The organism is Oricola cellulosilytica (assembly GCF_019966575.1).
Lineage (GTDB): Bacteria > Pseudomonadota > Alphaproteobacteria > Rhizobiales > Rhizobiaceae > Oricola > Oricola cellulosilytica.
In genome coordinates this window covers 311,150-326,689 of the sequence record NZ_JAINFK010000001.1, presented here as the reverse complement: position 1 = coordinate 326,689, position 15,540 = coordinate 311,150, and the positions used below count along the sequence as shown (strand labels likewise).

Annotated in this window: 12 protein-coding genes; 7 read left to right on the top strand and 5 right to left on the bottom strand. The window is 61.5% G+C overall.

All coding sequences use genetic code 11. The annotated features are described in order from the left end of the window. Window positions 1-134 precede the first annotated feature (134 nt). On the bottom strand, window positions 135-1,211 hold the full coding sequence (locus LC298_RS01510) for a c-type cytochrome (protein WP_223385491.1): 1,077 nt from the start codon (window positions 1,209-1,211) through the stop codon (window positions 135-137). A gap of 154 nt (window positions 1,212-1,365) precedes the next feature. On the opposite strand from LC298_RS01510, the gene LC298_RS01505 reads away from it, so the two are divergent. Both LC298_RS01505 and LC298_RS01500 read left to right on the top strand, forming a co-directional pair. Beyond that, window positions 1,366-2,094, top strand: coding sequence for a 3-deoxy-manno-octulosonate cytidylyltransferase (locus LC298_RS01505; RefSeq protein WP_131565303.1), 729 nt, complete (start codon window positions 1,366-1,368; stop codon window positions 2,092-2,094). A gap of 11 nt (window positions 2,095-2,105) precedes the next feature. After that, window positions 2,106-2,966, top strand: coding sequence for a prephenate dehydratase (locus tag LC298_RS01500; RefSeq protein ID WP_131565305.1), 861 nt, complete (start codon window positions 2,106-2,108; stop codon window positions 2,964-2,966). A gap of 3 nt (window positions 2,967-2,969) precedes the next feature. Here the strand turns inward: LC298_RS01500 and LC298_RS01495 are convergent, their stop codons facing one another. Beyond that, complete coding sequence (locus LC298_RS01495; protein ID WP_131565307.1) at window positions 2,970-3,815, bottom strand: fumarylacetoacetate hydrolase family protein; 846 nt, start codon at window positions 3,813-3,815, stop codon at window positions 2,970-2,972. Between the two features lie 174 nt (window positions 3,816-3,989). Then, a complete protein-coding gene (locus LC298_RS01490; RefSeq protein ID WP_131565309.1) occupies window positions 3,990-5,012 on the bottom strand; it encodes a LacI family DNA-binding transcriptional regulator in 1,023 nt (340 codons plus the stop codon). Between the two features lie 272 nt (window positions 5,013-5,284). Here LC298_RS01490 and LC298_RS01485 point away from each other — a divergent pair, with 272 nt between their 5' ends. From LC298_RS01485 to LC298_RS01465, 5 genes are all read left to right on the top strand, one after another. Beyond that, complete coding sequence (locus LC298_RS01485; protein WP_131565311.1) at window positions 5,285-6,643, top strand: ABC transporter substrate-binding protein; 1,359 nt, start codon at window positions 5,285-5,287, stop codon at window positions 6,641-6,643. 89 nt (window positions 6,644-6,732) lie between these two features. Further along, complete coding sequence (locus tag LC298_RS01480; protein WP_131565313.1) at window positions 6,733-7,974, top strand: carbohydrate ABC transporter permease; 1,242 nt, start codon at window positions 6,733-6,735, stop codon at window positions 7,972-7,974. A gap of 12 nt (window positions 7,975-7,986) precedes the next feature. After that, window positions 7,987-9,144 carry a carbohydrate ABC transporter permease gene (locus tag LC298_RS01475; protein ID WP_131565315.1) on the top strand — a complete coding sequence of 386 codons (1,158 nt, stop codon included), beginning with the start codon at window positions 7,987-7,989 and terminating at the stop codon, window positions 9,142-9,144. Between the two features lie 20 nt (window positions 9,145-9,164). Next, the gene (gene bglA, locus LC298_RS01470) at window positions 9,165-10,832 is read left to right on the top strand and encodes a beta-galactosidase BglA (protein WP_131565317.1); all 1,668 of its coding nucleotides are present in this window, start codon (window positions 9,165-9,167) and stop codon (window positions 10,830-10,832) included. A 34-nt stretch (window positions 10,833-10,866) separates the two neighbouring features. Then, on the top strand, window positions 10,867-11,979 hold the full coding sequence (locus LC298_RS01465; protein WP_131565319.1) for an ABC transporter ATP-binding protein: 1,113 nt from the start codon (window positions 10,867-10,869) through the stop codon (window positions 11,977-11,979). A gap of 24 nt (window positions 11,980-12,003) precedes the next feature. Here the strand turns inward: LC298_RS01465 and LC298_RS01460 are convergent, their stop codons facing one another. After that, a complete protein-coding gene (locus LC298_RS01460; RefSeq protein ID WP_131565321.1) occupies window positions 12,004-13,803 on the bottom strand; it encodes an IlvD/Edd family dehydratase in 1,800 nt (599 codons plus the stop codon). A gap of 83 nt (window positions 13,804-13,886) precedes the next feature. Next, the gene (gene pgi, locus LC298_RS01455) at window positions 13,887-15,524 is read right to left on the bottom strand and encodes a glucose-6-phosphate isomerase (protein ID WP_131565323.1); all 1,638 of its coding nucleotides are present in this window, start codon (window positions 15,522-15,524) and stop codon (window positions 13,887-13,889) included. Between the last annotated feature and the right edge of the window lie 16 nt (window positions 15,525-15,540).

Sequence of the window (15,540 nt, the reverse complement as noted above, 5' to 3'; positions counted from 1 at the left end):
GATCGCTCCTTTTCCTTTGCTCCTTCGAACTTAAGGCCGAATGCGGGGAATCAAAGGCAAAAAAAGCCGGGCGAGGCGCCCGGCTGTTTATGCATCGTCAATCGTCCCGCGGCGTTCACACCGCCGGTCACTGGTCAGGGCAGCGGTGCGGGTTCGCTTGCTAGGCTGCGCAGGTAGGCGACCATGTTTGCCCTGTCCTCGTCATCGCGAATGCCGGCAAACGACATCTTCGTTCCCTTCACCAGATCCTTCGGCTTTTGAAGGAAGGCGCTGAGGTTGTCATAATCCCAGACCGCGCCACCAGCGGCAAACTCCTGAAGTGCCGGCGAATATTTGTAGTCCTCATGCGCGGCGACCGGGCGGTTGACGACATTCCAGAGGTTCGGCCCGACTTTGTTGGCGCCGCCTTCCTCGACCGTGTGGCACGCCGCGCATTTGCGAAAATCTTTCTCGCCCGCTGCGACATCTCCCGACGCCACCAGCGCTGCAAAGCCGCCTGCCGCGGCGCCCTCGGCGGCCGTTTCAGTTCCGCCGGTGGCTTCCGTCGTGTCCGTCGCTTCCGCCGTGGCTGTCGCTGTCTCGGCTGCCGGTTCCGGCGAGGTTTCGCCGCTTGCCTGTTCTACCGCCTCTGGCGTGGCAGCCTCCGGTACGGCGGCTTCAGCGCTGGGCAGGGGGGCGGGATCGCCCGAAAGGGTCCGCAGATAGGCGATCATCTCTGCGCGGTCCTCGGCCTTTGAAAGGCCGGCGAAACCCATCGCCGTGCCGGGCACGTAGCTCTTTGGCTTGTGCAGGAAGCCGTCTAGATGCTCGTAGTCCCAGACGGCACCGTCGGCGGCGAACTCCTGAAGGGCCGACGAATATTTGAAACCGTCCACAGCTGCCACGGGCCGGTTGACGATATTCCAGAGATTCGGTCCGACCTTGTCGGCGCCGCCCTCTTCGACGGTATGGCAGGCCGCGCACTTCTTGAATCCGTTCTCGCCGGCCGCTGGGTCAGCGCTCGCCAGCAGCGGTCCGATCGGCTCAAGGCCAGCCGTCTCGGTGCCGCCTTCGTCCGTTGTCGCGGCGCCTTCGGAAACAGCGATTGCAAAGCCCTCCTGTTCCGGCTCTTCGCTGTGGAAAATCGCGTCACCGAGAATGCCGACCGTCATCACGACGAAGACCGCACCCAGAAAGGTGCCGGCATACATATTCAACTTCGACGAATTCATTGCTCAACCAAATCCCATATCATGCAAGATCGCGCAGGGAGGCCCTGCGCGAATTCGCGCGGAACCTAGGTCTTTTGATCCGGCCTTGCAACACATATAAGGTCGCAGCCTTGAGACCTTTTGACACCCGTGCCGCCCTCTGGAACCGCACTGAATGCATCCCCTGATTCTCATTCCGGCGCGCATGGCGTCGATGCGCCTGCCGGGCAAACCGCTCGCCGAGATTGCCGGAAAACCGATGATCGTACAGGTAGCCGAAAGGGCGCTTGAAGCCGACTGTGGCCTGGTCGCCGTCGCCACTGACGACGCGCGCGTCTTTGACGCTGTTACGGACGCTGGAGTGCGCGCCGTCATGACACGGGACGATCATGCATCCGGCTCGGATCGCATCAGCGAGGCGGCCGGGATGGTGGACCCCGATCGTCTCCACGACGTTATCATCAACGTACAGGGCGATCTGCCGACCATCGACGCGGCGTCGATTCGTGCATCGATCGAGCCCCTTGCCGACACGGCTTGCGATATTGCCACGCTCGGCGCCGAGATTTCCGACGAGCGCGAGAAGACGAACCCCAATGTCGTCAAGATCGTCGGTACGCCGCTCGGCGCAACCCTGCTGCGTGCGCTGTATTTCACTCGCGCCACCGCGCCGTGGGGAGAGGGGCCGCTCTACCACCACATCGGGCTGTATGCCTATCGCCGCGCCGCGCTCGAGAGGTTCGTTGCCCTGCCGCCGTCCCAGCTCGAAACCCGCGAGAAACTGGAGCAGCTGCGCGCGCTCGAGGCGGGCATGGCGATACACGTCGCCATCATTGACACTGTTCCACTCGGCGTGGATACGCAGGCGGACCTCGAGCGCGCTCGCGCCATTCTTGCGACATAGTGGAAACGGACATGACGGAAGCATTGAACCTCATCGCCTTTCAGGGCGAGCCCGGCGCCAACTCGGACACGGCCTGCCGCAACATGTATCCGGACATGCAGCCGATGCCATGCGCCACTTTCGAGGATGCGTTCAATGCGGTCGAAAGCGGCGCCGCGGCGCTCGCCATGATTCCGATCGAAAACACCATCGCAGGCAGGGTCGCCGACATCCACCATCTGTTGCCGGAATCGCGCCTCCACATCGTCGGTGAATATTTCCTGCCGATCCATTTCCAACTCATGGTTCTTCCCGGCGCCGGGAAAGACGACATTCGCACGGTGCACAGCCACATTCACGCGCTCGGTCAGTGCCGCAACGTGATCCGCGAAAATGGCTGGAAACCGATGGTGGCCGGTGACACGGCCGGCGCCGCCAAGCTGGTTGCCGAGACACGCGACAGGTCAATGGCCGCGCTGGCTCCCGAACTCGCAGCCGAGATGTACGGCCTCGATATTCTCAGCCGCAACGTCGAGGATCACGAGAACAACATTACCCGGTTCGTCGTGCTGTCTAAGAACGAGGATTATACCGCGCGCGCAGAGGACGGCGAGACGATGATGACAACATTCGTGTTCCGCGTCCGTAACATTCCCGCCGCACTCTACAAGGCGATGGGGGGCTTTGCGACCAACGGCGTCAACATGACCAAGCTGGAGAGCTACCAGCTTGGCGGGAAGTTCTTCGCAACGCAGTTCTACGCCGACATCGAGGGGCATCCGGACGACCGCAACGTCAAGCTGGCGTTTGAGGAACTCGGCTTCTTCTCGGAGCATTTCCGCATTCTCGGCGTGTACCGCGCCGCGGAAAACCGTGAAGGTATCGGCGCCTGAAAGTCAGCCCTGGACGACGTTTTGGCGTTGCACGCCCAGACCGGAAATCCCCAGTTCCATGGTGTCGCCGGGCTTGAGGTACACGGGTTCCGGCTTGATGCCCATGCCGACGCCGGGCGGCGTGCCGGTGGTAATCACGTCGCCGGGATGTAGTGTCATCAGCGATGACAGGTGCTCGATGATTGTCCCGACGTCGAAGATCATCTTGGCAGTCGTGCCTGTCTGCATTCGCTTGCCGTTGACGTCGAGATAAAGGTCCAGCGATTGCGGATCGGGAATCTCATCGGCGGTGACAAGCCACGGGCCGGTCGGGCCGAACGTGTCGCACGACTTTCCTTTCGTCCACTGGCCGCTGAGGCGGGTCTGATAGTCCCGCTCCGAGACATCGTTGATGACGCAATAACCGGCGACGTGGGAAAGCGCGTCTTCCTTCTTGACGTATTTGGCCTTGGTGCCGATGACGACGCCGAGTTCGACTTCCCAGTCGGTTGCCTTGGAGCCGCGCGGAATTTCAACCGTGTCGTTCGGCCCGACAACGGCGGACGTCGCTTTCATGAACAGGATCGGATGTTCGGGGATCTGAAGGTTCGATTCCGCTGCATGGTCAGAATAGTTCAGGCCGATACAGAGGAATTTTCCGATATTGCCCACACACGCGCCAAGCCGGGTAGAGGCATCGACCTCGGGAAGCGTCGACACGTCGAGTGACCTGAGCCGCTCCAGGGAATCCTTGCCGAGATTCGTACCGTCGATATCGTCGATATGGGCGGAAAGATCGCGGATCGTGCCGGAACCGTCGACGAGTCCGGGTTTTTCCCGCCCGATCGGGCCGAAGCGTACCAGTTTCATGGTGGTGATATCCCCTCTTGATTTCGGCGGGAACCTAGATGGATCGAGGCGAAAATCCAAGCGGGCCAAATCTGGTTTCGGTGGCGTGCTCTTTGGCGGGTCGGAACAGCCCTGCCGCAGCGCAGATGGACGATTGCCTTCAGTTGGTCTGGGCCTCTGCGTTGCCGGCGAGCCTTAATTTCGCGGAGCCGGGCCGGTCGAGTTCCCGATTACGAATTCCGCTTCGAGCAGTAGGTGCCGGTTTCCCGTCTTGCCCTCGATCTGGTCGATCAGCATGTCGGCGCAATGGCTCCCGGCGAGGCGAATGCCCGACCGCACCGCCGTCAGCGCCTTGTCCTCCCCTGACGACGGAAGGAATGACAGCCGATCGTCATAACCCACGATGGACATATCCCGCCCCGGCGTCAGTCCGCGTTCCCGCAGCAAACGCATTGCACCCATCGTTGTCAGGATACTTGAGCACAGCACGGCAGTGGGCGGGGCGGGAGAATCGAGGAGCCGGCCCATCCACTTGTGCCCGTTGGGCTCGATCATTTCAGCGGAGCCGACCAGTCCCTTGTCCGGCTTTAGGCCAAAGCCGACAAGTGCTGCTTCGTAGCCCTCCCGCCGGCGGGCAGCAAATGTCATGGGTTCGAGACCGTTAATCAGGGCAATGCGACGATGACCGAGTTCCAGCAGGTAGCGGGTCGCCTTCTGAAAGGCATCCGCATTGTCCACGTCGACCCAGGAGTAACTGTCTTCGGGGTCGCCGGTTCGTCCATGGACGACGAATGGAATGCGCATCCTGTTGAGCATCGCGATGCGGTCGTCATCAATGGTCGGCGAGTGGACTATCACCCCGTCGACACGCTTGTTGCGATGGAATGTCTTGTAGGTCATTGACTGTTCGGCGGCGTTGACCACCGAAATCAGCATGTCGTAGCCGCGACGGTTGTAGACTTCTCCCGCGCCGGCAATAAAGTCGCTGAAATGCGGATTGATCATGTCATGCCCGGAAAGCGGGATGACGTGGCCGATGGTGTTCGACTTGCCAGTCGCAAGCCGCGTTGCATTCGGGTTGGGCTGATAATTCAGGCGCTCGGCATATTCCGCCACGCGCCGGCGCGTCTTCTCGCTGACTTCCGGGTACCCGTTGAGGGCGCGGCTGACTGTTGTCTGCGATAGGCCGAGTCTTCGCGATAGTTCCTTCAGGTTCAACGTTTGCCTCCTCGAAGGCCAGTCAAAGGGCTTTGGATAATGAGTAAGCTCGATTTTTTCAAATTTCGAAAAAAAGAGTTTCGCTTTGAGGGACTTACGCCGCACCCCGCTGCGGCGTGGTTCTTGAGCACCCGGGAACCGGGAAACATTTCCCTTGACTCCGTCGGCGTCAAGTCCAAGGGTCTGGTAGCCAAAGCGCTTTGACTGGCTTTGTCTGTGCGAATGGCCTAATCATTTTGTGCTTGCTTGTTTCAATCCTGGGAGGATTTTCAATGAAGAAGACACTGACGGCGGGCGTTGCCGCCTTGGTCCTGTCTGCGCTTTCCGCGCAGGCACAGGACCTTCAATTCCCGGTCGGCGAGGGCGCCTTTAACTGGGACAGTTACGAGGCCTTTAAAGCCGATAACGATCTCGCCGGGGAGCAGGTTACGGTCTTTGGGCCATGGCTTGGCCCGGATCAGCAGGCGATTGAGGCCGTTCTTGCCTACTTTGGAGCGGCGACCGGCGCGGACGTCCGCTACACTGGTTCGGACAGTTTCGAGCAGCAGATCGTTGTCGATGCGGAAGCGGGTTCGGCACCCAACGTCGCGGTGTTTCCACAGCCTGGCCTGGCTGCCGATCTCGCCAGACGCGGTTTCCTGACTCCGCTCGGCGAGGATGCGGCCTCTTGGATGGCCGAAAACTATGCCGCTGGGCAGTCTTGGGTCGATCTCGGCACATATGCGGGCAAGGACGGCGAGGGCGCCTTCTACGCCTTCCCCTACAAGGCGGACGTGAAATCGCTGGTTTGGTACGTACCGGAAAACTTCGAGGATGCCGGTTACGAGGTCCCGGAGACCATGGAGGATCTGAAGGCCCTGACCGAGCAAATCGTCGCTGATGGCGAAACCCCGTGGTGTATAGGACTGGGCTCCGGCGGTGCCACCGGCTGGCCGGCGACGGACTGGGTCGAGGACATGATGCTCCGCACCCAGACGCCCGAGGTTTATGACCAGTGGGTGACCAACGAGATACCGTTCGACGATCCGGCTGTCATAGGCGCGATCGAGGAGTTCGGCTGGTTCGCCCGCAACGAGGACTTTGTCGCCGGCGGCGCAGGCGCTGTCGCATCGACGGACTTCCGCGACAGCCCGAAGGGCCTCTTCGCCGTACCGCCGCAGTGCTACATGCATCGCCAGGCATCCTTCATTCCGGCGTTCTTCCCGGAAGGCACGGAAGTGGGTCTGGACGCGGATTTCTTCTATTTCCCTGCCTATGAAGGCAAGGATCTCGGCAACCCGCTTCTCGGTGCCGGAACACTGTTCGCGATCACCAACGACAGCCCGGGCGCAAAGGCCCTGATCGAGTTTCTGCAGACGCCGATTGCCCATGAGGTCTGGATGGCGATCCCCGGGCAGGGCTTCCTGACCCCGCTGACGTCGGCCAATCCCGAGACTTATTCCGACGACACCAAACGGGCGCTCGGCGAGATCCTGACCTCGGCGACGACGTTCCGTTTCGACGGTTCCGATCTGATGCCGGGCGGTGTCGGCGCCGGGTCGTTCTGGACCGGCATGGTCGACTACGCGGGCGGCAAGCCTGCTGAAGAAGTCGCAGCCGAAATCCAGGCTTCCTGGGACGCACTCAAATAGGCTCGTCTTATTGAACCACGACCGTTCGGGGCACCTTGCCCCGGACGGCCAGACTGCCAGAATGTGGACTGGGGGATCGGGAGGACGCCATGCATCCGGCTTTACAGGGATTGATCACCATCATCGTCGGCGTCGGCGGCTGTATCGGCTACTTCTACCTGTCGAACCAGATACTGGACAGATTCATATTCCCGCCAACCGGGGACAACGCGGGCCGCAACATCAACCGCGCGAACATGGTCCGCCCCTGGCTTTTCCTGTTCCCGGCGATCTTCGCTCTCGGCCTCTATCTCGCATATCCCGTCGTTGAGACGTTGCGCCTGTCGTTCACCGACCGTGATGCCGGCGGCGCCTTTGTCGGCTTTGACAATTATTCCCAGATGATGAGTGAGCCGAAATTCTGGGAAGCCATGCGCAACAACATGCTCTGGCTGATCGTTGTTCCGGCCGCGTCGACCGCCTTCGGCCTGCTCGCCGCGCAGCTGACGGACCGGATCGGCTGGGGCAATATCGCCAAATCGCTGGTTTTCATGCCGATGGCGATCTCCTTCGTTGGCGCGTCAGTCATCTTCAAGCTGATCTACGATACACGCGCTGCCGATCAGGAGCAGATCGGCGTCCTGAACGCTGTCTGGCTCTCTTTCGAAGGCGGGCCGCTCTCGTTCCTTTTCCTGCGCATTGTCCCGGCGCTGCTAGTTCTGGCGTTCGGAGCCTTCATGGCCTACGGCGTCTATCTCTCGCTCAGACCGCTCATTTGGGGTGAAAACCGCCGCGGACGCGGTTCGTGGTGGGCAATTCCGCTGCGCGCCGTGGTCGCGCTTGGAGGCGCTTGGCTCCTGTGGTTGTCGGTCAAGTCCATCTTCTCGCTATTGACCGTAAGCCTTCCCTATGGCCAGCCGCAGACCTGGCTGACAATTCCCTTCTGGAACAACTTCTTCCTGATGGTCGTGCTGATCTGGATTCAGACCGGATTTGCCATGGTGATCCTCTCCGCGGCCCTTCGTGGCATCCCGGAAGAAACGGTTGAAGCTGCTGTCATCGACGGCGCCAACCCGTTCGACATCTTCTTCAAGATCAAGGTGCCGCAGATCATGGGCACGATCGTCGTCGTCTGGACCACGATTACCTTGGTGGTGCTCAAGGTCTTCGATATCGTCTTCGCCATGACCAACGGTCAGTGGGAGACGCAGGTGCTTGCGAACTACATGTTCGACAAGCTGTTCCGCGCCAGCGACTGGGGCGTCGGTTCGGCCAGCGCGATCGTCATCATGCTGCTCGTGTCGCCGATCCTGATCTGGAACGTCTACAACGCGCGCAAGGAAATGCGCTGAGGGGGGGACAGGATGTCATCAATCGCAGGCAGCAAATCCGGCCTCACATGGGCGGTCCATCTTTCGGTTTTGGCGCTGGTGCTTCTCTGGCTCTTTCCCACCGTCGGCCTGTTCATTTCGTCGTTCCGCACCGCGGACCAGATTTCCACCAGCGGATGGTGGAACGCACTGTTCCCGGCCGAACAGGGCCTCGTACTTCGGACCGGCACCGCCGCCGATCAGGTGCAGGACGGCAATCTCTTCGTCGTCAGCGGCAATCTGTTCGCGGACAATGATGAGAACACCGATGCAACGATCTCGACCTGGGGCACGTCGTCTCGCGACATTTCGGCTTACGAACCCGGCGAGACGGCCGATCTCGGCGACGACGGCCGTCTCACCGTTGGGGCAAATGGCGACTATCGGCTCGAAAGCGACGCCGAACTGACCTCGCGGCGCGGCGAGCGCGTCTTCGTCACAGCAAAGACGCCGCCGGAGTTTACGCTGCAGAATTACGAGAGGATTCTCTTCAGCGGGTCCACCACTGACTCGATGGCCAAGGCGTTCTTCAACACACTGACCGTCACCATTCCCGCAACCGTGATCCCCATCGTCATCGCGGCCTTTGCCGCATACGCACTGGCTTGGATGCGGTTTCCGGGACGCGCCCTCCTGATTGCAGCCGTCGTCGCGCTCCTGGTGGTGCCGTTGCAGCTTGCCCTCATTCCGCTCTTGCGCCTGCATCTCGGCATTGGCATCGGCAAGGGCTATCTCGGCGTCTGGCTTGCCCACACCGGCTTCGGCTTGCCGCTGGCGGTCTACCTGTTGCGCAACTACATGGTCGGCCTGCCACGCGACATCATCGAGAATGCCAAGGTGGACGGCGCCACCGACTTCCAGATTTTCACGAAGATCATCCTTCCGCTGTCGTTTCCGGCGCTCGCCTCCTTCGCGATCTTCCAGTTTCTGTGGACCTGGAACGATCTGCTCGTCGCAAAGGTGTTCCTCATCGATGCGACCGGGGAAACGACCGTGATGACCAACCAGATCGTCGAACTGCTCGGTACGAGGGGCGGCAACTGGGAAATCTTGGCCACCGCCGCCTTCGTGTCCATCGCCGTTCCTCTGGTGGTGTTCTTCGCCATGCAGAGATATCTCGTGCGCGGCCTTCTCGCCGGCTCGGTGAAATAGAAATTTGGGAATGTGTCTTTATGAATGTCTTCACTTCCGTCGCCACGCCCCCCGAGGAGGCTGTCAAGCCGGATCCCGACTGGTGGCGCGGCGCGGTGATCTACCAGATCTATCCGCGTTCCTTTCAGGATTCCAACGGCGACGGCATTGGTGATCTGACCGGCATCCGCCAGCGGCTGCCCTACATCGCCAATCTGGGCGCCGATGCGATCTGGATATCGCCGTTCTTCACCTCGCCGATGAAGGATTTCGGTTACGACGTCAGCGACTATTACGGCGTTGACCACATGTTCGGCAGTCTCGAGGATTTCCGGGTCCTCGTCGAAGACGCGCACGCGCTCGGTTTGAAGGTGATGATCGATCTGGTGATTTCTCACACCTCGGACCAACATCCCTGGTTCGCGGAAAGCCGATCGGGGCAGGAGAACAGCAAGGCCGACTGGTATGTCTGGGCCGATCCGAAACCGGACGGGTCACCGCCCAACAACTGGTTGTCGATCTTTGGTGGGTCAGCCTGGGAATGGGACACGAGCCGCCGCCAGTATTACATGCACAATTTCCTCGCGAGCCAGCCGGACCTGAATTTTCATAATCCGCAAGTTCAGGACGAGCTTCTGGCCGTCGTCAGGTTCTGGTTGGAATTGGGCGTGGATGGCTTCCGGCTCGACACGATCAATTTCTATTTTCATGCTGAAAGTCTCCAGGACAATCCGGCTCTTGCCCCCGAAGGCCGCAATGCCTCGATCGCACCGGACGTCAATCCCTACAACTACCAGGACCATCTCTACGACAAGAGCCAGCCGGAAAACCTGAAATTCCTTGAACGCTTCCGCGCGGTTCTGGACGAGTTCCCGGCTGCCGCGGCTGTCGGAGAGGTCGGCGATGCGCAGCGCGGGACCGAGATCGTGGCGCAATACACCGCCGGCGAACGGCGCATCCACATGTGTTATTCGTTCGACTTCCTTTCCCCCGAACCCCTTTCGGCAGCGAAGATCCGTGCCGTGGTGGAGGCTTTCGAGAAGGTAGCCCCCGACGGATGGTCCTGCTGGGCGTTTTCGAACCACGACGTTGTGCGTCATGCCAGCCGCTGGGGCGCATTCGAGCGCGATCCCGACCGCTATCTGAAGATCGTAACGGCGATCCTGCTCACCCTGCGCGGCTCGGTCTGTCTCTATCAGGGCGAGGAACTCGGCCTGCCCGAAGCCGACATAGCCTATGAGGATCTGCAAGATCCTTACGGAATTCGCTTCTGGCCGAAATTCAAGGGTCGCGACGGCTGCCGCACGCCGATGGTGTGGGCGAGCAATCTGCCCAACGGCGGTTTCTCGACCGAAAAGCCTTGGCTTCCCGTTCCGGACATTCACCGTGCGATGGCCGTCGATACGCAGCAGGGCCGCGACGACAGCGTGTTTGAATTCTATCGCGACTTTCTCGAGTTCCGGCGCGCATATCCGGTCTTCGCGAAGGGCAGCATCAGCTTTCTGGATACGCCCGAGGATGTGGTCGCCTATATCCGCGAATTCGAGGGCGATCGCATCTTGTGTGTGTTTAATCTGACTCACGGGCCGGTCGAGTTCGCCCCCGGGGTCGAGGCGGAGCCGATGCAGGCATCACGGCTCAATGGACGGTTCGAGGGTAAAACCCTGAAACTCGAGGCGCTTGGAGGATTTGTCGGGCGCATTCAATAACCGCTGCGGCGGAACTCGCGAGGGAGGAGTGGCGATGGCTGAGTTGAAGCTGACCAATGTGCAGAAGGCCTACGGCACGGTGAAGGTGCTGCACGGTATCGATCTGCACATTCAGAAGGGCGAGTTCATCGTCTTCGTCGGTCCGTCCGGTTGCGGAAAATCGACGCTGCTTCGCTGCATTGCCGGTCTCGAGCAGATCACGGGCGGAACGCTGGAAATTGACGGAATGGTCGTCAACGACGTGCCGCCTTCTCAGCGCGGCATCGCCATGGTGTTCCAGACCTACGCGCTCTACCCGCACATGACGGTCTACGACAACATGGCCTTTGGCCTGCGGCTCGCGAAGATGAGCAAGGACGAGATCGACAAACGGGTGCAGAACGCCGCGAATATCCTCCAGTTGACGCCCTATCTCGACCGTCTCCCGAAAGCCCTGTCCGGCGGCCAGCGCCAGCGTGTGGCAATCGGCCGGTCGATCTGCCGCGATCCGAAAGTGTTCCTCTTCGACGAACCCCTCTCCAATCTGGACGCCGCGCTGCGCGTTGCGACACGCATCGAGATTGCCAAGCTCAACGAGACGATGCCCGACACGACGATGATTTACGTCACCCACGATCAGGTCGAGGCGATGACGCTGGCAGATCGCATCGTGGTTCTGCGCGGCGGTTACATCGAGCAGGTCGGATCGCCGATGGAACTTTATCACCGGCCTGCGAACCTTTTCGTAGCGCAGTTCATTGGTTCCCCTGCGATGAATATCCTTCCGGCTACGGTGACAGACGTCTCCGGTGCGAAGATCGACGTCGATATTACAAGCTCCGGTGTGGCGCATCTGCCCCTCGCTGGCGATGCCAGGCTGAAGGGAAAGTCGGTGAAGCTCGGCGTGCGCCCGGAAGACTTGAAGCTTGCGGCCTCGGGCGAGGAGCCGATGATCGTCGGCGAGGTGGACATTGTCGAGGCCCTTGGCGAGGTGACTCTGCTCTATGTCCGCGTTGCCGGGCACGATGATGCGGTCATCGCCAAGCTGGCCGGCGACGTGAGTATCAAGCGCGGCGAAACGGTCAATCTGGTCGCGGCGCCGGAGGCGTTGCACCTGTTCGACGGCGACGGAAATTCGTTGTCGGCCGCTCGCAGGGCTGCCGCCTGACGGCTGCGAACATGCCGTGCGCAATCAGTGATTGTCGCGCGGCAGACCCTTTGACTGGGCGATCTTCTGGTATTTGACTGCTGGCTTGAGGATCATGCCGTTGGCGAGCTGATCGACCATCGAGCGCTGGATTTCCTGCCAGGGTGTCTGGTGATCGGGGTAGTGATAGCCGCCAGCCTCCTCCAGCGCCTTGCGCCGTGCCCCCAGTTCCTCGTCCGAAACCAGGATATTGGCCTCGCCCTTGCGCAGATCGACACGCACCCGGTCGCCGGTTTTCAACAATGCCAGGCCACCCATCGCCGCCGCCTCCGGCGAGGCGTTCAGGATCGACGGAGATCCGGACGTGCCCGACTGGCGGCCGTCGCCGATGCAGGGCAGAGCGTGCACGCCGCGTTTGATGAGGTAATCCGGGGGCTGCATGTTCACCACTTCCGCGCCGCCCGGATATCCGATCGGTCCGGCCCCGCGCATGATCAGGATCGTGCCTTCGTCGATGCCCTCCGCCGGATCGTCGATCCGGTGATGGTAATCCTCCGGTCCGTCGAAGACGGCCACCGGGCCTTCGAATGCTTCCGGGTCGTCCGGATTTGAAAGATAGCGCTCGCGGAATTCCGGCGAGATGACGCTGGTCTTCATGATCGCGGAATCGAACAGCGAACCCTTCAGATTGATGAACCCGGCATGCTCCTTCAGGGGACTGGCAACCGTGCGGATGACATTCTCGTTGAGGTTTTCGACATCCTTGCAGTTGTCGCCGATGCCGCGGCCGTTCGCGGTGATCGCGTCCGGGTTGGGCAGCAGCTTTGCCTTCATGAGTTCCATCACCACGGCAGGCACGCCGCCCGCGTGGAAGTAATCTTCGCCGAGATATTCGCCAGCCGGTTGCAGGTTGACGAGCAGCGGTATCTCGTGGCCGATCTTCTGCCAGTCGTCATTGTCCAGACCGACGCCGAGATGACGTGCGATCGCGTTGAGGTGGATCGGCGCATTGGTCGAGCCGCCGATTGCCGAGTTGATGACGATGGCATTTTCGAAGGCTTCGCGCGTCATGATGTCAGACGGCTTCAAATCCTCGCGGACCATCTCTACGATACGCCGTCCTGTCTCGTATGAGATCTGCCCGCGCTCGCGGTAGGGCGCGGGAATGGCCGCCGACCCGGGAAGTTGCATGCCGAGCGCTTCGGCGAGCGAGTTCATCGTCGTCGCCGTTCCCATCGTGTTGCAGTAGCCGACGGACGGTGCCGAGGAAGCCACGAGGTCCATGAACTCCTCGTAATCGATCTCGCCCGCCGAGAGACGCTCGCGCGATTTCCAGACGATCGTGCCGGAGCCGGTGCGTTCTCCCCGGTGCCAGCCGTTCAGCATCGGCCCAACCGACAGCGCGATCGCAGGAATATTGACCGTTGCGGCGGCCATCAGCATGGCGGGTGTGGTCTTGTCGCAGCCGATCGTCAGCACGACTCCGTCGAGCGGATAGCCGTAAAGGACCTCCACCGTGGAGAGATAGGCGAGGTTGCGGTCCAGTGCTGCCGTCGGCCGCTTGCCGGTCTCCTGGATCGGGTGCACAGGAAATTCGAGCGGGATCCCCCCCGCCGCGACGATCCCGTCGCGCACCCGCTTGGCGAGTTCGATGTGATGCCGGTTGCACGGCGAAAGATCGGAGCCCGTCTGCGCGATACCGATGATCGGCTTTCCCGACTGCAACTCCTCCCGGGTCAGACCGTAGTTCAGATACCGCTCCAGATAGAGCGCGGTCATTCCCGGATTGTCGGGATTGTCGAACCATTCCTGGCTGCGCAGCGTCTTGCGGGAATTTCCGGTCATGAGGTCCTCGCGATCTTTGCGCCGAGCGATAGGACAAGCCGCGTTTTGCCGCAAGGTCACACCCCCGCGTCCGGGCGGTTCGGTTATTTCCCGGACAGGGAGCGCGCGTGGGCGACGAGGGCGGCGGTGGATCCGTCGCGCTCGCTTGCGCCTTCGCCGGTCTCGACGACCGGCAGCAACGCTGTCGCGAGTTCCTTGCCGAGTTCGACGCCCCACTGGTCGAATGCATTGATGCCGTAGAGCTGCGCCTCGACGAAGACGCGGTGCTCGTAAAGGGCGATGATGCGTCCGAGCGTGAACGGATCGAGCTTGTCGTAGACGAGTGTCAGCGAAGGACGGTTTCCGCTGAAGACGCGATGCGGTGCGATCTCGTCGATGGCTCGCCCGTCGACCCCCTTCGACGCCATCTGCGCCTTCGCTTCCTCCAGCGTCCTCCCGGCCATCAATGCCGCTGATTGGGCGAAACAATTGGCTAGCAGCAAGTCGTGATGATGGCGCAGTCCCGGCTCATGGCTGTTCGCCGCGACAAGGAACTCTACCGGAATTATGTCGGTCCCCTGGTGGATGAGCTGGAAGAAGGCGTGCTGGCCGTTGGTGCCCGGCTCACCCCAGACAACCGGACCGGACACCCCGTCAACCGGCTCGCCGGTGACCGTCACGCCCTTGCCGTTCGACTCCATGTCGAGTTGCTGAAGGTAGACCGGGAGGCGGGCGAGCCGCTGGTCGTAAGGGATTACCGCGCGCGAAGGATAATCGCAGATGGCGCGGTGCCAATAGCCGATCAGGCCCAGCATCATCGGCAGGTTCTCGCGTGTCGGCGCCTCGCGGAAATGCCGGTCCATCGCGTAGCCGCCAGAGAGGAAGTCGCCGAACTTTTCCGGTCCGATCGCCAGCATCAGAGGCAGGCCGATCGCGCTCCACAGCGAATACCGTCCGCCGACCCAGTCCCAGAACCCGAAGATGCGGTCTTCGGGGATGCCGAACGCATCGACCTTGTCGAGCGCCGTGGAGACGGCGCAGAAATGCGATGAGACGGCGGCCTCGCCGAGCGCGTTGACGACCCAGCTGCGCGCCGTTTTCGCGTTCGTCATCGTCTCGATGGTGGTGAATGTTTTCGACGCAACGATGAACAGAGTCGTCGCCGGATCGAGACCGTCCAGCGTATCGGCGATATGCGCCCCGTCGACATTGGAGACGAAATGGCAGCCCGGACCGTCGTGATAGGGCGCGAGCGCGAGAACCGCCATCGCCGGCCCGAGATCGGATCCGCCGATGCCGATATTGACAACATCGGTGATCGCGCCGCCATTCGAGCCGGTCAGCGTTCCGGCGCGGATCCCGTGGGAGAAATCGGCCATGGCGGCGAGCACCGCGTTGACATCAGACATGACATCCGACCCGTCGACCGTCACGGCTTCGCCGGAGCGATTGCGGAGCGCTGTATGCAGAACCGCGCGATCCTCGGTGGCGTTGATGCGCTCTCCGGCGAACATTCGGTCGCGGCGCTCCTCGACTTTACTCGCGGCTGCAAGCGCCTCCAGCAGGCCCAGCGTCTCGGTGTTCACCCGGCACTTCGACCAGTCCAGCAGCATGTCGTCCAGCACCGCGTGATGCGCGGCGAACCGTCCTTCGTCGGATGCAAAGGCGGCGCGCATGTCATTCGGCGCACCTGTTGAGGCATGCGCTCTTAGCGCGGCGATGGCTTCTGTCTTGGAGGGCATTGCAGGTCTCCGGATA